The organism is Roseibium sp. LAB1, assembly GCF_054658235.1.
The window spans coordinates 39157-59930 of record NZ_BAAGIB010000002.1; the positions used below are offsets into that span (position 1 = coordinate 39157).

Sequence of the window (20774 nt, forward strand, 5' to 3'; positions counted from 1 at the left end):
CCGTATCCGGCAACCAGACACAGTTCAGGTCTTTGCGCGCGGCACCAGAACCGTGGTGTGGTTGACGTTGCCGATACGCTTTGTGGCAACCTCGTCGGCGAGCTGATGCACCAGATACAACCCCAGTCCGCCAATGCCCATGTCCTCGACGTTTTCGGCTCCGGAGGGTGCGGACGGCATGTAACTGTTGTCGAACGGCCTTGCCCTGTCGGACAGCACAAGCTTGACATGTGTCGGGCCAAGCGCGGCCGTTATCGCGATCTGATCCTCGCTGCCGTCCGGATAGCCGTAGGAAACGGTGTTGGCGAAAAGTTCTTCAACAACCAGACAAAGCGTGCGGCGGTCCTCGTCGGACAGGCCCGCGCCGGTGCAGAAGCGCTCCAGCACGGCGTAAACCGCCGGCAGGTCCTCCACGTCATTTCGAACTGTCACCGTCTCGAGATCCACTATCCCGTTCCCTGCCGGCCGTTGTTCAGATTAGCGCGCTGGCGAGACGTCTCGTCAACCCGCCAACGCCTTTGCATCTTCCCGGCTTTCCGCCACCTGCATGATCTTCAGAAAACCGGAAATCTTGAGGACGTCGACGACAGACGGGTTCACCTGGAACAACACCAGCTTGTCTCCGGACGGTGCCAGAAGCTTGGCGACGATCAGCAGCGATCTCAGCCCGAAACTGGTCACGTAATCGACCTGTTCCATATCGATCAGCAACGTTCCCGGTGTCACCGCGATCAGATCCTTCAGATAGGTTTCGAAGGTCTTTGCGTTGAGCGTATCCAGCTTGCCGACAGGGTGAACGATGATCAGATCGCCGTCCGTCTCGTGGCTGATGGTGATTTCTTCGACGTCTGCGGTCATTGCCATTTCCCAATTCTGCATCGGCGTCCGGTTTCTGATGATGAAAGTATCTGTCACGCAATTTCGGCGCGAAACTTGTAAATTTTATAAAGGTGTGACGCGCCAAAGGCTACGAGGCTGCATTTCATCTTATTTTCGCGTGCTTCCTGCGTTCACTCGATCCGAGGTACCCCCGATAGCCCACGAAAGTCCCTCGGCAACTCTTCATGCCGCCAGAATAGATTTGGGCCTTGAGCCTCTGGAATCTCTGGATGACCAGGAACCGTTTCGTGTATCGCTCAAGTTCAAGAAACTTGAATCCGAATTGCGCAAGATGGAGACTGGCCCGCCAACGCCGTGAGCGTGGCAGGGCAGAATGGCGGCTCGACGCGCTCTCCGGAACTCTGTATCTGGATAGGGATGCCTGACGGGCGGAAAACCGGAGGCTGCCTTTCCGCGGAATGGCCGTGGTTCGGATGGCCGCGCGGTCAGATCGACCCCGGTCTGATCCTGTGTCCTCAACACGGGAGAAGGTGCGTTTGCATACGATCGACACTTCTGCCGCTGTTCTGCTGTTGCGATCCGAAGCGGCGACCCGGCAAGGCCCCAGACATCCGGTCAATCAGGACAGTCACTTTGCGGCCCCGTCGCACGGGCTGTTCACCGTTGCCGATGGCATGGGCGGTCACAGAGACGGTGAAGTCGCCAGCCGTGCGACGGTTCACGCCATCTCGCAGCTGGCCAACCTGCCGTCGCACAGCCACGAAACCCGGCTGATTGCCCTGGAAGCTGCGCTCTCCCATGTCGGCCGCGATCTCTACGCCGGTTTTCTCGCCGCCCCCGAACAAGACATTTCAGGCACGACCAGTCTCAGCCTGGTCATCAGCGGGTCACAAGCCAGCTGCATCTGGGCCGGTGACTCGCGCCTTTACCTTTTGCGCCAGCAGCAACTGCTGCTCCTCTCCGAGGACCATGCCGACGAGGCCGGACGGCTGACGTCCGCTGTCGGTATCGGCCACGCGGTACAGCTTGGCCGCCGAACGCTGGAAATGATGCCCGGTGATGTTTTCGTGCTGTGCACCGACGGACTTCTGAAAGGCATGGACGAACCCATGCTTGCCGAGATGGCCGCCGATGAGACCTTCGGCCTCGCTGACCGGCTGGTTGCGCGTTCCGCCGCCGGCGGATCCGCGGACGACATCACGGTGATAACGGTCTGGGTGGAGGCAGAGGGTCAGCCATCGGACGCCGGCAGATAGAAAGAATGCTGCTGACCCGAGGCCCAGCCCTCCAGGACGGATGCCGTCACGCCGATCAGATCCTGGTCTTCCACCGCCATTCGTGTGACCTCGAAAGCAACCTTGCCCGACAGGGATGCACTCAGGACTTCCAGGTTCTGCGCGACGGCGGCTTCCCGGTCGTCAGCATTCTGCCCCTCCGTCACGGCCCCGCCCAGGGCTTCCTGGAACAGGGAGAACAAACGCGACACAAGCAGAGCCTGATCCAGCGATCCACGACCCTCATTGCCCCGCTGCACCGTAACCGCCTGGTGGAACACCAGACTGGTACTGTTGGCAACGCCCTCCAGGACGTTGATCCCGGCAAGCGCGAGTGACGGTGCCGCGCCCGATCCGGCGAGAAACCGCGTTGCCATGGCAACCGAGCGGCCCATGGCCCCGCCTTCGACCAATTCGAGCGCGTCGTAATCCCTGGGTGTGCCGACAGGCAGACGCGGAAACACTTCGGTTTCGAGCTGGATCAGTAATTCGGAAAGCGCCACGAAACCACCTGCCGCATAAAGCGCCGGAACCGCCGCCTCTACGGCGGTCAACCGGGCATCGTTCCAGAAAAGCGCCAGATGAGAGGCGGCATCACCGTCCCGCAGGCCTGCAAAGCCTTCCAGGCCAGGCCTGTCCAGCACCTGATGAGGCGCTTCCATGCCGGCCAGTTCCTTTCCGGGAACGCCGGCAAAGTCACCGGTGAGCGAGGCGAAACCGACCGTATCGCTATCGGCACATTCCCGCGCAAACACCTTCAGTCGCTCCGTATCGCGCGGGCTCAGACCGGTCTCGTTCGCAAACAGGGCAACATCGTAGAGTTCGGCCTGCAGAGCTTCACTGGTACCGCCCAGAACCTCTTGCACGTCCACGGCATCAAGATCGTGATCGAGCTGTAGGAGATAGAGTTCCAGCGGCAAGTCGAACGGAATTTCACTCAGGAGAAAATTCAACCCGCTCCAGTTCTGCAGCACCGTATGCAGTTTGGCACTTTCGAAGAAGAGACGCACCTGGCCGTCCTGCATCGTGCCGGCCGGAACATCCTCCTTGTTCGCAGCTACCGGGGCATGCGACGACTGGCGCTCCTCCTGTAGGGTCTTTTGAATGAATGCATCGACGGCGGCCTTGGCGGCGCTGCCACTCTCGTTCGGCGCTGCCTGTTCCCCCGAAGAGCGGATCATCGAAATCAGCTCGTCGAGCCCGTCTGTGCCAATGATGCCGCCACCCGGCCCTTTGTCTTTGGCCGGGGCTGAGACTGAGGCTGGCACTTTTTCTTCTTTCAGCAGCTTTTCCAGGACCGACTTGCGTTCGTCAGACATCGCCTCACCAACCTTGTCGTAGCGCTGGCCATGGGCGGCAAGCTGGTCCTGATCGCCAGCTGCGGTCTCAAGATCCCGCACGAAGCGGAAACGGCGAAGCAGATTTGGCGGACGCATGTCCTTCAGGCTGGTGAAGGAAACCTGTTCTTCAAGTTCCGAAGGAGACGAGCCGAGAGTGTTGAGCACGGACACGGAAAAGGCCGGTGCGTTACGCTCCAGGATTTCCTCAACATCAAGTCCGGTGATGTTGAAGGCCAGACCTGTTGCCGGCAGGCCGAAGTCACCTGCGATCAGCACCCTGAAAGGTGGCGCCGGCGAGATCGGGGCCGCAGCGTGGCCCTGCTTTCCGAGGCCAATCGAGAAACTGGCGATACCGCCTTTGACGTCGTCTTTCCTGGTCATTTCGATCATCCCCGGTTGATAACTTTGAGCTCCGCTCAATTCGACAAAAAGGCCAGAGTGGTCCCGTCGATCACGATCTTGCCGCCGACGTCGTACCCCTGCACATGGTCGCCTGGGCCCCTCCCTGCCAGGACGGCGCATTCTTGCCTTCCGCGCAGACCTGAAGTGCGCATGTGCAGATAATATTAGACCGGAATGCACAAAGCCAACTGGAACAAAACAAATGCAGCGCGCATACTGAGTGTCAGCCGACGAACGATTATCGACACGCTCGGCCGGTTCAACATGACGCGCTCCGACGGTTTCGAACACCCCTGATCCGTGAGGGGCAGGAGACGGTTCGAGCCGGACACACGTTAGGGATTCTGCAAATTTGACGTCAGACATGACCTCCGCCGCGCGCACGCTGATAACCGCCTTCGTGTCCGGCAAGCTGTCCTATGACGCCTTGTCGAAGCAATTGCGGACCGGCGCACAGCAATCGGAAATTGCCCTTCGTCAGACCCGGCAGACCATCCGGGACTTCGTCGAAGATGGCCGGCTGCCGAACGATGTTGGTCAGATACTGCTGAACCAGCTGCCGTCGCCCGATGCTGACAGCCCATCCCGCCCGGCCACAGCCGCGCTCGCAGATCCGAACCCCGCTGAACCGGACACCCTGCCGCCATTGCCGTTTCGCGACGAACCGTCAACAGATACGGGCGACGACATTCGCAGCAAGATCGATGACGCCATATTGACCTCGCTCGTGTCCGGTTACACGGACTTTCGCAGCCAGCGCTCGAATATGGATGACACGCCGCCGTCCGTCGACGACAGCAGCAAACTGGACAAATACCTGACCGATTTCAGGAGCGCGCGGTTCCGCTCCGACGCGCGTCGTGTGTCCAGTGGCGGCCACAGAGACAGTCTCGACATCAACAAGCTGGCGGCCTCCAAGGTCAAGCGCGCGGGCGTCGGTTCCATCCTGCGTGACCGGTTCATCCTGGATATCGAAATCGGTCGGGGCGGCATGGGCCACGTCTATTCCGCCGTTGACCGGCGCCGTCTGGAAGCGGGTCACGATCAGCCTTATGTCGCCATCAAGCTTCTGAACGAGAGTTTTCACTACGACACAGAAGCCTTGCGACTGCTGGAAGCGGAAGCGCGCAAGTCTCAGGCGCTTGCGCACCCGAACATCACCACCGTCTATGATTTCGACCGCGACAAGGCGGATGTGTTCATCGTCATGGAACTGCTCAACGGGGTGAGTCTCGACCGCCGGATCGGGCGAGCTCTCGGTCAACCCCTGCCCCCGGGCGAATGCACCCGCATCCTAAGGGGCATTTGCGCGGGCCTCTCCCATGCGCACAGCCGCGGTGTCGTTCATTCCGATCTGAATCCCGGCAACATCTTTTTGCCGACCGATGGCACGATCAAGCTGCTCGATTTCGGCCTGGCCGCCGCCGCAAGCGCCAGTGCGGATCATCCAATCCAGGACAGCCTGACGGAGACCTATGCCAGTCCCGAGCAGTTCCGGCGGGCGGATCGCGATCCGCGGGACGACATCTTTGCGCTCGGTTGCATCGCCTACCAGATCCTCACAGGCAGCCACCCGTTCCAGTCCCGCCCAATAGATCAGGTGGCACAGGAAGGCGTCGCGCCAATGCCCATCAAAGGCCTCGACCGGCAAGCCTGGGAAACCGTGAGACAGGCGCTCGAGTTCGACCGCAACAAGCGCCTCGGAGACGTCGACAGTTTCCTCAAGGGCCTTTTTGAAAGACAGGACTGAGTACGAGGCCAGGCCGCATCCCGGCATGCGGGCATCGCCTATTCTATGGAATCGACGATCGTCTCGATGGCCCGGGTGAAGCCGTGATCCGGCTGCAGGGTACAGATCAGGCCGGTGCTGCCGATCTGGATAAGGTCTGTCGACAAAGGCAGGACGGCCGCCACCGGTGTGCGGTAGTTGGAAAAAATGCGCTGTGCCAATTCGTTGAAATCGAAGGTTTCAAGCGCCTTGTTGACGACCAGAAACAGCTGCGGGACTTCCAGTTTGCGCGCCAGTTCCAATGTGACCGCGGTGCCCTGATAGTCCTGAATGTCGGGGCGCAGGATCAAAAGCAGCGTGTCGGAGATGGCGATGGACAGCAAAGTCTCCTCGTTGACGCCCGGATGGGTGTCGAGCAGCAGATAATCCAGTTCCAGCCCCCGGCAGAGATCGACAAAGCCACGGTTCAGGTCCTCGACATCGTATTTTTCCTTCAGGATACGCGCGATTTCACCGGTCTTGATGGACGAGGGAACCAGAAAGACCTTGCCACCGTCCGGCACGGTTGGATTGCCGTCGCCATCGACCACATTATCCGTGACATCGACCGCCGTGTCGGTGACCGGACAATGGCCCCACAGGTAGTTGTTCAGCGTGTTGGTGACCGTGTTGAGATCGACCTTGAACAGGGTATGGATGCCTGGAGACTGGATATCCGTGTCGACAATGCCGACCCGGTGGCCGCGCAGGGCAAGAACCGCGGCCAGATTGGCCGTGACGTTGGATTTGCCGGTGCCGCCACGATAGGAATGAGTGGAAATGATTTTGGTCACGGATCGATCTCGAAGGATGTTTTTAAAAAAATCAGGACTTGTATCTGGACCGAAGGTCCTTGGCGCGCGATTGCAGGGACCGGAAATAGTCGGATTCGCTTACCTGCTCGACTTCCGCCTTGGCCTGTTCCTGGTCATAGGTGACTTCGAACTTGTCCAGTCGGGTCTTCAGTTCGGCATTTTCCTTGCGCAGTTTCGCTTCGGCCGCCTCCAGCTGGCGCTTGGTTTCCGTCAGTTCCGAGATGAGTTGGCTTGAATGGAACTCACGCGCCTCCACCTGCACCACCATGCCGGAAAAGGTTTCAGCCAGGGCGCGGATATCTGCCTCGACCCCATTGTCCGTGATCACCTGATAAAGCTCCTCGACCTCGTCGAAGCGCCCGTTGGCAATAGCTTCGCAGGTTCGGGCCAGACTGGCCAGAGCAGGTTTCATGGTGTCGGATGAGGTCATTCAGGCCTCCGGAGGCAGTCGGCGATAGCCCGGTTAAATCACGCCTTGCCGGGTAACCCAAGATGTTTGTTGAGCGGCCCGGCGATTGCCCCGGCGCATTCGCCACATAGCAGCTGGGGCGGTTCGAGGCCGTCGTCTGCAGCTATATCTCGACAATTGCCCCGGGCCGGCCCGGGCATGTCGGCGGCAAGATGTCAGCCCCTTGCCGCCGTGGTTCGAAACAAAGGTGGGAAAATTTGCCGCCTTATCGTTTCGGCAGGATGTTGTGCTCCGGTCCGAACGGGAAACCGGTGATGTTTTCAGCGCCGGTTTCGGTCACGATCAGGATGTCATGCTCCCGGTATCCCCCCGCACCGGCCTCACCTTCGGGTATCATGATCATCGGCTCCATCGACACGACCATACCGGGCTGAAGGACGGTGTCGACATCTTCTCGCAACTCCACCGAGGCTTCGCGGCCGTAATAGTGGCTGAGCACACCGAAGGAGTGTCCGTAGCCGAAGCTGCGGTATTTCAGAAGATCGTGGCTGCGGTAAATGTCGTTCAGTTCGCTGGCGATATCGCAGCAGCGTCCACCCGGTCTGATCAGCTTCAACCCCTCCCGGTGAACATGGCAGTTGATCTCCCAAAGGCGCAGATGTTCGTCAGAGGAATATTCGCAGAACAGCGTCCGCTCCAGTGCGGTGTAATAGCCGAAGATCATCGGGAAACAGTTGAGGCTGAGGATGTCACCGGCTTCGACCTTCTTGTTGGTGACCGGGTTGTGAGCACCGTCGGTGTTGATGCCCGACTGGAACCAGGTCCAGGTGTCCATCAGCTCGACGAAGGGGAAGGACTTTGCAATTTCACGGATCATGGCGTTGGTCGACGCCATGGCCACTTCGTGTTCGGCAACACCGGCCCGGACCGCCTCCGCCAGCGCCGCCCCGCCGACATCACAGATCCGCGCACCTTCACGGATGAGTACATGTTCTTCAGCGCTCTTGATCGTGCGCTGCGCCATGGCATCGGCGGCAATGTCGACCATCTCAACACCGGGAAAAGCGGCTTCCAGCAGTTTCAGCATGTCGAGAGAAACGTGGTCAAACTCGATCCCGATCCGGCGGATTGCAGGGTTGGGCCAAGCCAGCAGCGACTGGATGGCGTGGAAATAGTTGTCCCGGCGCCAGTCGGTATAGATGACCGTATCGCCATGGGTTCTGCGCCAGGGCTGACCACCGTCGATACCGGCCGCAATCGTGGTTGCCTTGTCCTGGGTGACCAGGAAACCGTATTTGCGGCCGAAGTAACAATAGAGGAAACCGGAGTAGTAGCAGATGTTGTGATAGGAGGTGAACAAGGCGGCATCGATCTGCCGGTCCGCCATCAGCTTTCTGAGCTTTTCCTGGCGGCTGTCCATTTCGCCGGCCGAAAAGGGCGAAAACGCCTTCTCACCGTTGTTCATTTCATAAATGCGGATCATGTCATTGCTCATTGAAGGCTCCTTCCGTTTGTTCATGCTTCGGTATCCGGGGCCTGAAACGCAAAACGAGCCGGCTTCCGTGAAGAAGCCGGCCCGCCAGGCCCAAATTCAAGATGTCTTGCTACCGGGAGATCCTGTCTCCACCCGGTGACTGGCGTTCCGCCACCGGTTCAAATTGAAAGCAGCGGGGCGCTCTTCACGCCCGACCGGGATCAGCCCGGTGAAAGTCCTCTCAGGCGCTCAGACCTGCGGCGCAGCAACTCCAGCACGGTCAGCAGACAGATGGAAATGGCCACCATGAGGGATGCCACCGCCAGAATGGTTGGCGAGATCTGTTCGCGCAGCCCGGTGAACATCTGCCACGGCAGGGTCTTCTGACCGGCAGAGCCGAGGAACAGCACCACCACCACTTCGTCGAAGGAGGTGATGAAGGCAAACAGCGCACCGGAGACGACGCCCGGAATGATCAGCGGCATCTGCACCTTGAAGAAGGTGGTGACCGGGTTGGCGCCAAGGCTGGCCGACGCCCGCACGAGGCTTCGGTCGAAACCGACCAGCGTCGCCGTCACCGTGATGATGACGAAGGGCGTTCCGAGTGCGGCATGGGCCAGAACCACGCCCCAGTAGGTTCCCTGCAGACCGATGCGCGAATAGAAGAAATACATGCCCGCCGCCGAGATGATCAGCGGAACGATCATCGGCGAAATCAGCACTGCCATGATCGCAGACTTGTAGGGCACATGGGACTGGGACAGGCCAATCGCGGCCAGCGTGCCGAAACCGGTTGCCAGTATGGTCGCCACCGGCGCGATCAGCACCGAGTTGGTCAGCGCCTGCTGCCAATCCGGATTGGTGAAGAAATCCTGGTAGTGCTTGAAGGAATAGCCTGCCGGATCAAGAGCCAGCATTGCCTTGGTGAAGGTGAAGAAGTTCTCCGCATTGAAGCTGAGCGGCAGGATCACCAGGATCGGGAAGATCAGGAAGAAGAAGATCAACCCGCAGATCACCCGGAACATGTAGTACCAGGTGATCTGGAGAGGAGACGCGTAGGGAGGAAGTGCACTCATGCCGCCACCTATCCGAGTTTCACGTTATCGATGCCGACGATCTTGTCGTAGACAACAAAGAGAACCAGAACCGCCACGAGCAGCAACGTGCCGAGCGCTGCGCCCAGACCCCAGTTGAGCGACGACGAGATGTGGTAGGCGATCCGGTTGGAAATGAAGATGCCCGACGTGCCACCCACCAGTTCCGGTGTGATGTAGTAGCCGATGGACAGGATGAAGACGAGCACGGCACCCGCGCCGATGCCCGGCACGGTCTGCGGGAAATACACCCGCCAGAACGCGGTCCAGTCGTTGGCGCCAAGGCTCTTGGCCGCACGTACATAGGACGGCGAAATGGTTTTCATGACCGAATAGAGCGGCAGGATCATGAACGGCAGCAGGATGTGCGTCATGGCGATGATCGTGCCTGTCTGGTTGTTGATCATCACCAGGCGTCCGGCGTCGCTTATGAGGCCTGTCCAGACCAGGAAATCGTTGATTACCCCCTGTTGCTGCAACAGCACCTTCCAGGCAGACGTACGCACCAGTAGCGATGTCCAGAAGGGCAGCAGCACCAGGATCATCAGCAGGTTGGACGAGCGCAGCGGCAAGGCCGACAGAAGAAACGCGATCGGATAGCCCAGAAGCAGGCAGGATACGGTGATCGCGACGGACAGGAACAGGGTGCGGCCGAACAGGAACATGTAGATCCGTTCGTCTTCCGGTTTCAGTTCGACGCCGTTCGCGGTCTGTTGCGCGTCGAAGGCATTCAGGAAATAGCCGGCCGTATAGCGCGGCGAGAACCGTTTGAGCACCTGCCAGGTTTCGACGGTGCCCCAGTCCTTGTCCACATCGATGAATTGTTCCTTGAAGGGACCGGCTTCATCCATGCGCTTGATGCCGCGTCCCGTCTTTCGGAACAGGCTGGAGACGCCGGTTTCCTCGTAGTTGAGGCGAGAGCCGAGGCGGGTGTGGGTCTTCTCTTTCACGGCGACGACCATGTCGTCGTAAAGGGCCGCGAAGACCGCTTCGTCAGGCGCCTGGCCGGACGACGGGTCCCACTCCTGCAAGGCGACGACTGTCCTGGGAAGCGTGTCTTCCACGATTCCGTTTTCGACCGAGCGGAACAGCATGTCCACGATCGGAGCTACAAAGGTGAGCAGGACAAAAATCAGCAGGGGCGCAATCAACGCCAGGGCGCGCAGCTTCTCTCGGCGCAGCGCCTTGGCAAGAGCTGCCTTCAGCGGCTTGCCGTCTTTCGTCGTCAGAACCTCGCCCGCGTGGGTATCGCTCATGAAACAGTCTTCCGCAAATCCATTGGGAGATCCGGGTGGAGCGCTGCCCCACCCGGACCGGTTTCTCTTCTGGCCGCATTCAACCGAACGCGGACAGCTTCAGATGATTACTGAGCCAGCCACGCCTGGAATTTGGCGTCGATGTCGTCACGGTAATCAGCCCACCACTCGTAGTTATAGAGGAAGGTGTTCTTGGCGTTGTTCGGATCGGTCGGCATGTGCGGAGCCATTTCGATGCCGAGATCGGCATGCTTGCCAACCAGCGGAGCCGAAGACTTGCGAGCCGGGCCGTAGGAGATGTATTTCGCCTGATCCGCCAGACGTTGGGTGTCGGTGGCGTATTTGACGAAGTCCTTCACCATGGCAAGGCGGTCTTCCGGCAGACCGGCCGGGATGATCCAGCCGTCAAGGTCGAACACCTGGGCGTCCCACAGCATTTTCACCGGCTGCTTCTGCTCTTCGATCAGGGAGAACAGGCGACCGTTATAGGTGGAGCCGATCACGACTTCCTTGTCGGCCAGAAGCTGCGGCGTTTCTGCACCGGCAGACCACCACACGACGTTGTCCTTGATGGAGTCGAGCTTCTTGAAGGCACGATCCTGACCTTCTTCGGTCTCAAGAACGTTGTAGACTTCTTCCTTCGGCACGCCGTCGCACAGAAGAGCCCATTCCATGTTGTTGATCGGACGCTTTTCCAGCGAGCGCTTGCCCGGGAATGTTTCCAGATCGAACACATCACAGATGTCGTCCGGCTCCTTGCCGTTCCATTCAGCCACGTCGGAACGGTAGCCGAAGGTGGTGGAGTAGACGATCTGCGGAATGAAGCACTCGGAGACCAGCAGGTCGCCGAAGTCTTCCGAAGCCTTGGTGCCGTCCGGAGCATCTGCAAGGTCGGTGTCCGGATCGATTTCCAGAGCCAGACCTTCGTCGCACAGACGGATGGCGTCGGAAGCGACCACGTCGACCAGATCCCACGTGATGTTGCCGGCTTCGTTCATGGCGCGCAGCTTGGCGACAGCCTCGTTGGAAGACTCATCCCAGATCACGTTGATGTCGGAGTTTTCAGCGACATACGGATCCGCGTAAGCGTTTTTCTGGGAGGCCTGATAGGCACCGCCCCAGGAAACGATGGTCATGTCCTTCGCCATGGCAGCGCTGCCGGCAAACGCCAGAGCAGTGCCTGCGAGAATTACAGTTTTGAGCTTCATGTTTGTTAGCTCCCTCTTTTAGGATTTAACGGATTTTTCCGTTGTGGTCGCTGGCGGCCTTGGACAGGCCGCCGGGCGATTTTCAGACAACCGCATCGAGCGCTTTACAGTCGTTCAGCGCCCAGCCCACCCGGACTGTCTCGCCAACGGCGAGCTTGCGCTTCTCTCCGCGGTTGCGAACTTTGACGATGAACTCGTCGTTGCCACCCACGTTCATGCGAACGCGGATATGGTCACCGAGATAGATGAGTTCCTCGATCCGGCCATTGACCAGATTGTCCATCGTGTCGACAGTATCGAATTCCACCCGCTCGGGCCGCAGGGACAGGGTCGTCCTGTCTCCAACGGCGGCCACGTTGACCTTGTCGGCCTTGAGCTTCGTGCCGTCATCGATTTCAACAAGACACTCCGAACCGTTGATCTCGACGACCTTGCCGTTCAGCTTGTTGTTTTCCCCGATGAACTGGGCAACGAAGGAATTCTGCGGATCCTCGTAGAGATCGTCCGGCGTCGACAGCTGCTGGATGACACCGTCGTTGAACACCGCCACGCGGTCCGACATGGTCAGCGCCTCGGTCTGGTCGTGGGTCACATAGACCACGGTGACACCCAGGTTCTCGTGAATGTGCTTGATCTCGTACTGCATCTGCTCGCGCAGCTGCTTGTCGAGTGCGCCGAGCGGCTCGTCCATCAGCACCAGCTCCGGATCGAACACCAGGGCGCGGGCCACGGCGACACGCTGCTGTTGGCCACCGGACAGCTGAGCCGGGCGACGATTGCCGAACGCCCCGAGTTCGACCATTTCCAGTGCCCGCTTGACCTTTTCCTGCTGATCGGCCTTGCCGACACCGCGCACCTGAAGCGGAAAGGCGAGGTTCTCGGCCACCGTCATGTGCGGAAACAGGGCGTAGTTCTGGAAGACCATGCCGATGCCGCGCTTGTGCGGGGGCACGTTGTTGATCGGGCGGTCGTTCAGATAGATTTCGCCGTGCGTCGCCGGTTCGAAACCGGCCAGCATCATCAGGCAGGTTGTTTTACCGGAGCCGGATGGACCGAGCATGGTCAGGAATTCGCCCGGCGGGATATCGAGATTGAGGTTCTTTACGACCAGGGTTTCCCCGTCATAGCTCTTTTGAACGCTGTCATACTTAACAGCAGCGCCCCGTGTGTTCGCCATTGTGTCCCCAAGTCAGCTTCTATCATTATTATTAGACGCACGACCAATAACCTCCAGGTAACCTCCGTTCCTGAAGAGCTATCGATGTGTACGAACGCGCATAGAAAAACAAAATTACTGCCTTTTGGGAAGGGGTTATGAAAAAAAATTGGATATTTTTTAGTCAGGCGCCGACTTAATATTTTGCAACGCATTATGGAGCCGAGTTTTTACTCAAGAAGAAGCGCCCGAAGAAAGAAATGTCTTTCTCCGGGTTCGGCAATCTTTACTGCACAACCATGTTGTTTGTTGTGCCTCTAGAAGAGTTTCGCGCATGCCAACTTGGGTCAGGAGCCGTAGAACGTCACGAAATGCTCTGGCTGCGTCATCCCTCCGGCGGGGACCGCAACGTCAGGAAGATCCTGCAGACAACAAAAACCCCGCCCGGCAAGCGCCGGACGGGGCAATGAGCAAAGCCTCAGACTTGCGGAGTTTGCGGCTTATTTGTAGTCGTACTGGCCGTCTTTCCACTCGTACCAGACGTAGCCCGGCAGGGTAACGTCGCCCTTGTCGTCGAAGGACAGATCGCCGAGAACGGTCTTGAAGTCACCGTCGTTCAGTGCGCCGACGACGCCGTCATAGTCGGTGGAACCGGCAGCTGAAGCAGCCTGGGCCCATGCCTGGATAGCGGCATAGGTGTAGAGTGCATAGCCTTCAGCGGTCTTGCCGGCGTCTTCAAGCGCCTTCACGACCGGTGCGGCTTCCGGGTTCTTGCGCGGATCCAGGGAGAAGGTCATCAGGGTGCCTTCGCCGGCCGGGCCGGTGATCGACCAATATTCGTCGGTCACGAGCGCATCGCCGGACACGAGGATGGTGCTCATGCCCTGGTCGACCATCTGACGCTTCATCAGGCCGGCTTCGGTGTGGTAGCCGCCGACGTAGAGAACGTCGATGTTTTCCGACTTCAGCTTGGAGACCAGCGCGGTGTAGTCCTTTTCACCGGCGGTGTAGGCTTCGTAGAGCGTTTCGGTCTTGCCGGCAGCGTTCATGACTTCCTTGGTGGCATCGGCGAGGCCCTTGCCGTAGGCAGTCTTGTCGTGAACGATGGCGATGTTCTTGTCGCCGAATTCCTCTGCCAGATAGGTACCGGCAACCTGACCCTGCTGGTCGTCACGGCCGCAGACGCGGAAGGTGCCCGGGCCCGGACGCTCGTCGGTGAACTTCGGGTTGGTGGAAGCCGGAGAAATCTGGACGATGCCTTCTTCCGCGTACACGGCAGATGCCGGGATGGAAGAGCCCGAGCAGAAGTGACCGGCCATGAAGACCACACCCTTGCCGACCATCTGGTTGGCAACGGCAACAGCCTGTTTCGGGTCGCAGGCGTCGTCACCCACTTCCAGTACCAGCTGCTCACCATTGACGCCGCCTGCAGCGTTGATGTCCGCCACGGCCTGCTCGGCACCGGCTTTCATCTGCGCGCCGAAGGAGGCGTACTGACCGGTCATCGGGCCTGCAGTTGCGATCACGATGTCTGCAAAAGCGGCAGTGGACATGGCCATACCGGCCACTGCAGCAACGCTAGCCAAAAGATACTTTTTCATCATCAACTCCCCTGGTTCCAGTTATCTGGACCACTTGGACTGGAAGCCCTTGCTTCCGTTTTGGCCGGGCCAGGGACGATTCTTGTTGTTTTTCGTCCATTCCCAGCCGGTTCCCCATCGGTGCGGAAAACGCACCTCCGGAATTCTCAGCCTTCGGCGTATCTGTCCGTCTGGCCGGTCTTCAACCGCCAGCTGAAAGGACTGGTTTTTTCGTAAAGCCAAACATACTGCGTCGTCATCTGGTTGGTCCGTGTATACCGCCATCCCGCCAGGCCGATTGCAAGCAGAATGAGATAGTCTACAACCAGATAGTGCACCGACAGGAGCGTTCCGTCGAACAGGGCGAAGGTCAGGAACCTGATCGCCAGACTCAACAGGAACACGAACCAGAACAGCACGTATAGCGGCCGCCAGGTGTTGGCACAGGCACGTCCGGTCATCCAGGCCGCGCCGCCGCCAAGGCCGCACAGCAGGACGAGAAACACGCCGAAACTGGTCTGATAAAGAATACCCATAGCGCGCTCCTAGTGTCTTCCGCCTTCGAGATAAGCTGCCTGCACGTCCTCGCGGGCGAGCAACTCCTTGCCGGTACCGGACATGGTGATCTTGCCGTTCACCATCACATAGGCCCGGTGCGCCAGTTTGAGCGCATGATAGGCATTCTGCTCCACCAGGAAGACGGTGAGTCCGTCGCTCTGGTTGAGGTCCCGGATCGCATCGAAGATCTGTTTCACGATCAGCGGTGCCAGACCGAGAGACGGTTCGTCCAGAAGCAAAAGACGGGGATTGGACATCAATGCCCGGGCAATTGCCAGCATCTGCTGCTCGCCACCAGACAGCGTGCCGCCACGCTGGTTCCGGCGCTCTTTCAGGCGCGGAAACAGGTCGAAGGCGCGCTGCAGACCGGCTTCCAGATCGTGGTTGCCGGCCATTTCGGCTCCCATGATCAGGTTTTCCATCACGCTCATGCGCGGGAAGATCCGCCGGCCTTCCGGAGACTGGGCAATCGACTTGCGCATGATCTCATGGGTAGGCATGCGGGTGATGTCTTCACCATTGTAGATGACCTGACCGGAACTTGCCTGGGGCGTGCCGCAGATGGTCATCATCAACGTCGACTTGCCGGCCCCGTTGGCGCCGATCAGCGAGACGATCTCACCCTTGTCGACGGTCAGGTCCACACCACGCAGTGCGATGATCTTGCCGTAATGGGTCTCGACGTTCCTGACTTCCAGAAGATGATTGGAGGATGTCATATGCCGACCTCCTCTTCCACTGCATCGACTTCTTCGTCCGGAACGCCCAGATAGGCGGCGATCACCTTCGGATCGTCCTTCACTTCCGCGGCGGTGCCGTCGGAGATCTTCTCGCCGTAGTCCAGAACCACGACGTGATCCGAAATTTCCATCACAACGCTCATGTCGTGTTCAATCAGCAGGATAGAGGTTCCGTGCTCCTTGCGGATATATTGCAGAAGCGCGTTCAGCTCGCTGCTTTCCTTCGGGTTCAGGCCGGCTGCCGGTTCGTCCAGGCACAGGAGTTCCGGACCGGAACACATGGCACGGGCGATTTCCAGGCGCCGCTGGTCGCCATAAGGCAGATCTGCCGCCGGGGCATCCGCCCGGTCTATGAGAGCTGTCTTTTCCAGCCAGTAGCGTGCCTTTTCGACCGCCTGGCGCTCGGCCTTGCGGAACGTGGCCAGACCGAAAATGCCCGCCAGCGAATAGCCTGATGCCAGCATCAACGGATTGTGCTGCGCGACCATCAGGTTCTCCAAAAGGGTCATGCCGCCGAACAGGCGGATGTTCTGGAACGTGCGGGCAACCTTGGCTTTCGCCGAGATCTGGAAGTCCGCCATGCGTTCGAGCAGATAATGCTCACCGTTGGAGCGGTTCATCACGACCCTGCCCTCGGTCGGCTTGTAGAAGCCGGTTACGCAGTTGAACACGGTGGTCTTGCCGGCGCCGTTCGGGCCGATCAGCGCGGTGATGTCACCACGGCCGACGTTGAAGGACAGATCGTCGATGGCGACCAGGCCGCCGAAGCGCATGGTCAGATGTTCGATCGTCAGGACGGGGTTGGTATCCCAGGAGCTCATCCGTGGCCCTCCTGCACGAGGTCGGCACTGATGCCCTTCGCCTTCTTGCCGCTCAGGGTAATGGACGGCATGCGGGTGGAGATGAGGCCGCGTGGTTTCCAGACCATGATGACGACCATCAGGAGCCCGAAGACCAGCATGCGGTATTCTTCCAGTCCGCGGAAGAATTCAAAGCCGCCGATCATGACAACCGCGGCGATCACGACGCCGATCTGGCTGCCGAGACCGCCGAGAACCACGATGGCCAGAATGACCGCGGATTCGATGAAGGTGAAGCTTTCCGGCGAAATGAAGCCCTGCCGGGTGGCGAAGAACGAGCCCGCAAAACCGCCGAACATCGCACCGAGCGCAAAGGCGGTCAGCTTGGTGTTGGTGGTGTTGATGCCGAGCGAACGGCAAGCGATTTCATCCTCGCGAAGGGCCTCCCAGGCCCGTCCGACCGGAAGCTTGCGCAGGCGCATGGTCACGAAGTTGGTGACCAGAGCCATGATCAGGATCAGGTAGTAGAGGAAGATGATCCGGTGAATGGAACTGTATTCCAGACCGAACGTATCGGCGAAGCCACCCGGGCCGCGTTCAAATTCAATACCGAAAAAGCTTGGCCGCGGAATACCTGAAATGCCGTCCGGACCACCGGTAAAATCATACCAGTTGAGCAGAACCACCCGGATGATTTCCCCGAAAGCCAGCGTCACGATGGCCAGATAATCGCCCCTCAGACGCAGCACCGGGAACCCCAGGATGATGCCCCAGAAGGCGGCAAGGATGCCGGCCAGCGGCAGGCAGATCCAGAAGGAGAAGCCGAAATACTGCGCCAGCAGCGCATAGGAATAGGCGCCGACTGCGTAGAAGGCGACGTATCCGAGATCGAGCAGACCGGCGAGACCGACCACGATGTTCAGACCCCAGCCCAGCATCACGTAGGTGGTCACCAGAATGGCGAGGTCGAGATACTGGCGGGACCCGCGTGCGCCATAGGCCGACATCAGCAGGAACGGCAGCACCACCGCCAGGATCAGAAACACCGGCATCGCGAACTTGCCGAGCTTGGCAAGCGGCTTTGCACTTGGCAGGAAGCCTTTTGCGGTCTCGGTGACCGGCTTGTCGGTCTTCCAGACAAACAGGTTCAGCAGCAGCCGGCCGCCGAAGACGATGGCAACTGCAATGGCAACGGCGACCCAGCGGTACTCGATGCCGAGCTGTCCGCCAAGGCCGCTTGCGACCTCGGCCTTCATCCCGATCAGGACACTGAACAGGGCAAGCGCGATCGCGCCTCCGGCAGCCGCATCCTTGAGCGACACCTTGAAGAGGTTCTCAGATTTTGCTGACATGGATCAGACCTTCTCCACTTCCGGCTTGCCGAGCAGGCCTTCGGGCATGAAGATCAGCACGATCGCCAGGATCGAGAAGGCGGCAACGTCCTTGTACTCAACCGAGAAATAACCGGACCAGAAGGTCTCGATGAGACCGATCAGCAATCCACCCAGCATGGCGCCCGGCAGCGACCCGATGCCGCCCAGAACCGCAGCGGTGAAGGCCTTCACCCCGGCCAGGAAGCCGATGTAGAAGTCGATCACACCGTAGTAGAGCAGGAACATGAGGCCCGCGACAGACGCAAGGCCCGCGCCCATGACGAAGGTCAGCGAGATGGTGCGGTCGACGTTGACACCAACCAGGGACGCCATCTTGCGGTCCTGCTCGCACGCGCGCTGAGCCCGGCCGAGTGAGGTCTTGTTGATCAGGAAGGTGAAGCCCACCATCAGCACGACGGTCACCACGATGATCAGGATCTGCGTGTAGGAGAGCTGCACGATGAAGCCAGACCCGTCCTCGCCGCCGTCGCTCAACGTGAAGCCGCCGGAGATCAGCGGCTGCAGAGGCTTGTTGCGCGCTCCTTGCGAGATCTGCACGAAGTTCTGCAGCGTGATGGAAGCGCCGATCGCGGTGATCAGCGGCGCCAGGCGGAAAGACCCGCGCAGTGGCCGGTAGGCGATCCGTTCAACCGTCCAGCCCCAGGCCGCCGTCAGGGCCATCGAGATGACCAGGACACCGATCAGTGCCAGGATGAGGAGTGCCACCGGCAAGCCTGCCGTGATGCCGAATGCGACGATAAAGATCAGCGCGATGAAGGCGCCGACCATGAAGATGTCGCCATGGGCGAAGTTGATCATTCCGATGATGCCGTACACCATCGTGTAGCCAATGGCGATCAGGCCGTAGATCGACCCAAGCGTCACACCGTTGATCAGCTGCTGTAGAAAGTAATCCATATTCTTTTTGTTACCCCCGGAAGCCATTTCTGCTTCTTAGAACGAGGCTTTTTTGCCTTCATTAAAGCTTCATTAGCAAGTCACACGAGATGAGACAATTCCTCTCGTATCCGGCAAAAGATAAAAATAAAAGATTTCCTCTTTTCGTATTTTGAGGAAATTTATTCCGCTTTTTAAAATTCGCGGTCAGAAAAATCCGGCCCGGGCGGTACGGTTTCATCTATCCGTCGAACCAGCCAGGCGAAGTCTCCACCGGACAGTCTTGTCTCTCCGGAAGTTCCTCCGATAATGTCCCCTCACACAACCATGGGCAATCCTTTGCAAGACACCGGCACACAGCAACTTCAGTTCCTGACCACAAAGGAAGTGGCCGACCTTTTGCGGGTCAAGGAGCGCAAGGTTTACGACCTTGCCGCAGCCAACGAGATCCCGCACCGGCGAATCACGGGAAAACTTCTGTTTCCCGCAGCGGAGCTGCGTTCCTGGATCGAGGGACCTGCCTCCACCACAGCGGCTGAACGCCCGGGCGTGCTGGCCGGCTCGCACGATCCGCTACTGGATTGGGCGGTCCATGCGTCCGGCTGCGGGTTGGCGATGCTGTGCAACGGCAGCGCCGACGGATTGAACCGGTTTGCCGCCGGAGACGCTGCCCTTGCCGGACTGCATCTGCCAGAAGAAACCGGATGGAACGTTACAACGGTCGGCGGTCTTGACCTCAGGGATGCGGTGCTGATCGGCTGGGCGAACCGGAAACGCGGCCTTCTGGTTTCCCGCGAAGCCTCGACGACGATCCGATCCGTCGCAGACCTGAAAGGCAAACGCGTCGCCTTGCGCCAGCCGGGCGCAGGCACAGCACTGCTGTTTTCGAGGCTGCTTGCCGATGCGGGCCTCAGTGAAGCCGATCTGGCTCTCGGTCCTTCCACCGCCCACACGGAAAACGACGCGGCAGCGGCCGTTGCTGCCGGCGAGGCCGACGCAGCCCTGGGTATCGAAACCGCCGCGCGGCCCTACAAACTGGCCTTCGTGCCGCTGGCAGAGGAATGCTTCGACCTTCTGATCGACCGCCGGTCCTTCTTCACCCCACCTGTTCAAAAGCTGTTCGAATTTGCGCGAACTGCGGAATTCAGGGACAAGGCTGCGGCGCTTGGCGGCTATGACCTCGACGGCCACGGCGCTGTCCGCTGGTTGTCAGCTTGACCCGAACTGCCTCTCGTCGGTCTCTCGCACATTCAGCCCTCCATTCAGGCATTCATTCAGGAAAGACACGATGAGCGATATCCGCCCGCACGAAATCTCGGTTCCCATAACGGAACCGGACGATGCCAGACTCTTTTTCATCGGCAGGATCCACACCCCCTTTAAGGAGCGCAAGGACTGCCCGCGTCAGGGCAGCGTAGACGGCCCGGAATGCCGGATCGAGATTTTCGACCCCTGGGTGCCGGCATTGCAGGGCATCGAGGCCTACGACAGTGTGGAAGTGCTCTACTGGCTCGACAAGGCCAGGCGGGACCTGGTGGTCCAGAACCCGGCTCATAGCGAAAACATTTTCGGCACCTTCGCCCTGCGCTCGCCTGTCCGGCCGAACCCGATTGGCACCGTTCTGGCCAAACTCGTTTCCGTCGATGGGCCCAATCTGATCGTACGCGGGCTTGACTGCCTCGACGGCACCCCGCTTATCGACCTGAAGCCTGACCGCTGCGCTTTCACGCCAAAAGCACCGCCCAAGGGCTGACCGCACCGTTTGCCCTCTTCGGTCACCTTGACAAGCT

The 20774-nt window shown here is 59.6% G+C and carries 21 protein-coding genes; 5 read left to right on the forward strand and 16 right to left on the reverse strand.

Annotated features, from left to right (window positions below; translation table 11 throughout):
* Nucleotides 1–24 precede the first annotated feature (24 nt).
* Both ACYQ54_RS10230 and ACYQ54_RS10235 read right to left on the reverse strand, forming a co-directional pair.
* A complete protein-coding gene (locus ACYQ54_RS10230) occupies nucleotides 25–447 on the reverse strand; it encodes an ATP-binding protein (protein WP_460081795.1) in 423 nt (140 codons plus the stop codon).
* A gap of 54 nt (nucleotides 448–501) precedes the next feature.
* Nucleotides 502–858, reverse strand: a complete 357-nt coding sequence (locus ACYQ54_RS10235; RefSeq protein ID WP_460081797.1) for an STAS domain-containing protein — start codon at nucleotides 856–858, stop codon at nucleotides 502–504.
* Between the two features lie 512 nt (nucleotides 859–1370).
* On the opposite strand from ACYQ54_RS10235, the gene ACYQ54_RS10240 reads away from it, so the two are divergent.
* A complete protein-coding gene (locus tag ACYQ54_RS10240) occupies nucleotides 1371–2096 on the forward strand; it encodes a PP2C family protein-serine/threonine phosphatase (protein ID WP_460081799.1) in 726 nt (241 codons plus the stop codon).
* Here the strand turns inward: ACYQ54_RS10240 and ACYQ54_RS10245 are convergent.
* Complete coding sequence (locus ACYQ54_RS10245) at nucleotides 2072–3835, reverse strand: type VI secretion system contractile sheath small subunit (protein WP_460081802.1); 1764 nt, start codon at nucleotides 3833–3835, stop codon at nucleotides 2072–2074. The two genes, ACYQ54_RS10240 and ACYQ54_RS10245, sit on opposite strands and share 25 nt — an antisense overlap.
* A gap of 195 nt (nucleotides 3836–4030) precedes the next feature.
* Here ACYQ54_RS10245 and ACYQ54_RS10250 point away from each other — a divergent pair, with 195 nt between their 5' ends.
* Both ACYQ54_RS10250 and ACYQ54_RS10255 read left to right on the forward strand, forming a co-directional pair.
* Nucleotides 4031–4153 (forward strand): helix-turn-helix domain-containing protein, encoded by a 123-nt coding sequence (locus ACYQ54_RS10250; protein WP_460081804.1) that lies wholly within the window; start codon nucleotides 4031–4033, stop codon nucleotides 4151–4153.
* A 67-nt stretch (nucleotides 4154–4220) separates the two neighbouring features.
* Nucleotides 4221–5606, forward strand: a complete 1386-nt coding sequence (locus tag ACYQ54_RS10255; RefSeq protein WP_460081806.1) for a serine/threonine-protein kinase — start codon at nucleotides 4221–4223, stop codon at nucleotides 5604–5606.
* 38 nt (nucleotides 5607–5644) lie between these two features.
* On the opposite strand, the gene ACYQ54_RS10260 is transcribed toward ACYQ54_RS10255, so the two are convergent.
* The 13 genes from ACYQ54_RS10260 to ACYQ54_RS10320 all read right to left on the reverse strand — a co-directional run bounded on the left by ACYQ54_RS10260 (nucleotide 5645) and on the right by ACYQ54_RS10320 (nucleotide 19005).
* The gene (locus ACYQ54_RS10260; RefSeq protein ID WP_460081808.1) at nucleotides 5645–6418 is read right to left on the reverse strand and encodes a MinD/ParA family ATP-binding protein; all 774 of its coding nucleotides are present in this window, start codon (nucleotides 6416–6418) and stop codon (nucleotides 5645–5647) included.
* A gap of 31 nt (nucleotides 6419–6449) precedes the next feature.
* Complete coding sequence (locus ACYQ54_RS10265) at nucleotides 6450–6869, reverse strand: hypothetical protein (RefSeq protein WP_460081810.1); 420 nt, start codon at nucleotides 6867–6869, stop codon at nucleotides 6450–6452.
* 244 nt (nucleotides 6870–7113) lie between these two features.
* Nucleotides 7114–8343, reverse strand: coding sequence for a M24 family metallopeptidase (locus ACYQ54_RS10270; RefSeq protein WP_460081811.1), 1230 nt, complete (start codon nucleotides 8341–8343; stop codon nucleotides 7114–7116).
* A 200-nt stretch (nucleotides 8344–8543) separates the two neighbouring features.
* Nucleotides 8544–9398, reverse strand: coding sequence for an ABC transporter permease (locus ACYQ54_RS10275; protein WP_460081813.1), 855 nt, complete (start codon nucleotides 9396–9398; stop codon nucleotides 8544–8546).
* Nucleotides 9399–9406: 8 nt separating this feature from the next.
* A complete protein-coding gene (locus ACYQ54_RS10280) occupies nucleotides 9407–10672 on the reverse strand; it encodes an ABC transporter permease (RefSeq protein ID WP_460081815.1) in 1266 nt (421 codons plus the stop codon).
* Nucleotides 10673–10779: 107 nt separating this feature from the next.
* On the reverse strand, nucleotides 10780–11880 hold the full coding sequence (locus ACYQ54_RS10285) for an extracellular solute-binding protein (RefSeq protein WP_460081818.1): 1101 nt from the start codon (nucleotides 11878–11880) through the stop codon (nucleotides 10780–10782).
* Nucleotides 11881–11962: 82 nt separating this feature from the next.
* Complete coding sequence (locus ACYQ54_RS10290) at nucleotides 11963–13057, reverse strand: ABC transporter ATP-binding protein (RefSeq protein ID WP_460081820.1); 1095 nt, start codon at nucleotides 13055–13057, stop codon at nucleotides 11963–11965.
* A 479-nt stretch (nucleotides 13058–13536) separates the two neighbouring features.
* A complete protein-coding gene (locus ACYQ54_RS10295; protein ID WP_460081823.1) occupies nucleotides 13537–14637 on the reverse strand; it encodes a branched-chain amino acid ABC transporter substrate-binding protein in 1101 nt (366 codons plus the stop codon).
* A gap of 146 nt (nucleotides 14638–14783) precedes the next feature.
* A complete protein-coding gene (locus ACYQ54_RS10300) occupies nucleotides 14784–15152 on the reverse strand; it encodes a DUF6867 family protein (RefSeq protein WP_460081825.1) in 369 nt (122 codons plus the stop codon).
* 9 nt (nucleotides 15153–15161) lie between these two features.
* Nucleotides 15162–15893, reverse strand: coding sequence for an ABC transporter ATP-binding protein (locus ACYQ54_RS10305; RefSeq protein ID WP_460081827.1), 732 nt, complete (start codon nucleotides 15891–15893; stop codon nucleotides 15162–15164).
* On the reverse strand, nucleotides 15890–16735 hold the full coding sequence (locus ACYQ54_RS10310) for an ABC transporter ATP-binding protein (protein ID WP_460081829.1): 846 nt from the start codon (nucleotides 16733–16735) through the stop codon (nucleotides 15890–15892). The genes ACYQ54_RS10305 and ACYQ54_RS10310 overlap by 4 nt, the downstream gene beginning before the upstream one ends.
* Nucleotides 16732–18066 carry a high-affinity branched-chain amino acid ABC transporter permease LivM gene (gene livM / locus ACYQ54_RS10315; protein WP_460081831.1) on the reverse strand — a complete coding sequence of 445 codons (1335 nt, stop codon included), beginning with the start codon at nucleotides 18064–18066 and terminating at the stop codon, nucleotides 16732–16734. Before livM ends, ACYQ54_RS10310 begins: the two co-directional genes overlap by 4 nt.
* A 3-nt stretch (nucleotides 18067–18069) precedes the next feature.
* A complete protein-coding gene (locus ACYQ54_RS10320) occupies nucleotides 18070–19005 on the reverse strand; it encodes an ABC transporter permease subunit (RefSeq protein WP_460081832.1) in 936 nt (311 codons plus the stop codon).
* 288 nt (nucleotides 19006–19293) lie between these two features.
* On the opposite strand from ACYQ54_RS10320, the gene ACYQ54_RS10325 reads away from it, so the two are divergent.
* Nucleotides 19294–20202: a substrate-binding domain-containing protein gene (locus tag ACYQ54_RS10325; protein WP_460081833.1), complete on the forward strand. Its 909-nt coding sequence runs from the start codon at nucleotides 19294–19296 to the stop codon at nucleotides 20200–20202.
* 70 nt (nucleotides 20203–20272) lie between these two features.
* Complete coding sequence (gene tsaA / locus ACYQ54_RS10330; protein ID WP_460081834.1) at nucleotides 20273–20737, forward strand: tRNA (N6-threonylcarbamoyladenosine(37)-N6)-methyltransferase TrmO; 465 nt, start codon at nucleotides 20273–20275, stop codon at nucleotides 20735–20737.
* Nucleotides 20738–20774 lie beyond the last annotated feature (37 nt).

Excerpts from the sequence above, each read along its gene's own strand:
- ACYQ54_RS10235 (WP_460081797.1), bottom strand. The coding sequence starts at position 858 with ATGACCGCAGACGTCGAAGAAATCACCATCAGCCACGAGACGGACGGC.
- ACYQ54_RS10245 (WP_460081802.1), bottom strand. The coding sequence starts at position 3,835 with ATGACCAGGAAAGACGACGTCAAAGGCGGTATCGCCAGTTTCTCGATT.
- ACYQ54_RS10250 (WP_460081804.1), top strand. The coding sequence starts at position 4,031 with ATGCACAAAGCCAACTGGAACAAAACAAATGCAGCGCGCATACTGAGT.
- ACYQ54_RS10255 (WP_460081806.1), top strand. The coding sequence starts at position 4,221 with ATGACCTCCGCCGCGCGCACGCTGATAACCGCCTTCGTGTCCGGCAAG.
- ACYQ54_RS10265 (WP_460081810.1), bottom strand. The coding sequence starts at position 6,869 with ATGACCTCATCCGACACCATGAAACCTGCTCTGGCCAGTCTGGCCCGA.
- ACYQ54_RS10270 (WP_460081811.1), bottom strand. The coding sequence starts at position 8,343 with ATGAGCAATGACATGATCCGCATTTATGAAATGAACAACGGTGAGAAG.
- ACYQ54_RS10275 (WP_460081813.1), bottom strand. The coding sequence starts at position 9,398 with ATGAGTGCACTTCCTCCCTACGCGTCTCCTCTCCAGATCACCTGGTAC.
- ACYQ54_RS10280 (WP_460081815.1), bottom strand. The coding sequence starts at position 10,672 with ATGAGCGATACCCACGCGGGCGAGGTTCTGACGACGAAAGACGGCAAG.
- ACYQ54_RS10285 (WP_460081818.1), bottom strand. The coding sequence starts at position 11,880 with ATGAAGCTCAAAACTGTAATTCTCGCAGGCACTGCTCTGGCGTTTGCC.
- ACYQ54_RS10290 (WP_460081820.1), bottom strand. The coding sequence starts at position 13,057 with ATGGCGAACACACGGGGCGCTGCTGTTAAGTATGACAGCGTTCAAAAG.
- ACYQ54_RS10295 (WP_460081823.1), bottom strand. The coding sequence starts at position 14,637 with ATGAAAAAGTATCTTTTGGCTAGCGTTGCTGCAGTGGCCGGTATGGCC.
- ACYQ54_RS10300 (WP_460081825.1), bottom strand. The coding sequence starts at position 15,152 with ATGGGTATTCTTTATCAGACCAGTTTCGGCGTGTTTCTCGTCCTGCTG.
- ACYQ54_RS10305 (WP_460081827.1), bottom strand. The coding sequence starts at position 15,893 with ATGACATCCTCCAATCATCTTCTGGAAGTCAGGAACGTCGAGACCCAT.
- ACYQ54_RS10310 (WP_460081829.1), bottom strand. The coding sequence starts at position 16,735 with ATGAGCTCCTGGGATACCAACCCCGTCCTGACGATCGAACATCTGACC.
- livM (WP_460081831.1), bottom strand. The coding sequence starts at position 18,066 with ATGTCAGCAAAATCTGAGAACCTCTTCAAGGTGTCGCTCAAGGATGCG.
- ACYQ54_RS10320 (WP_460081832.1), bottom strand. The coding sequence starts at position 19,005 with ATGGATTACTTTCTACAGCAGCTGATCAACGGTGTGACGCTTGGGTCG.
- ACYQ54_RS10325 (WP_460081833.1), top strand. The coding sequence starts at position 19,294 with ATGTCCCCTCACACAACCATGGGCAATCCTTTGCAAGACACCGGCACA.
- tsaA (WP_460081834.1), top strand. The coding sequence starts at position 20,273 with ATGAGCGATATCCGCCCGCACGAAATCTCGGTTCCCATAACGGAACCG.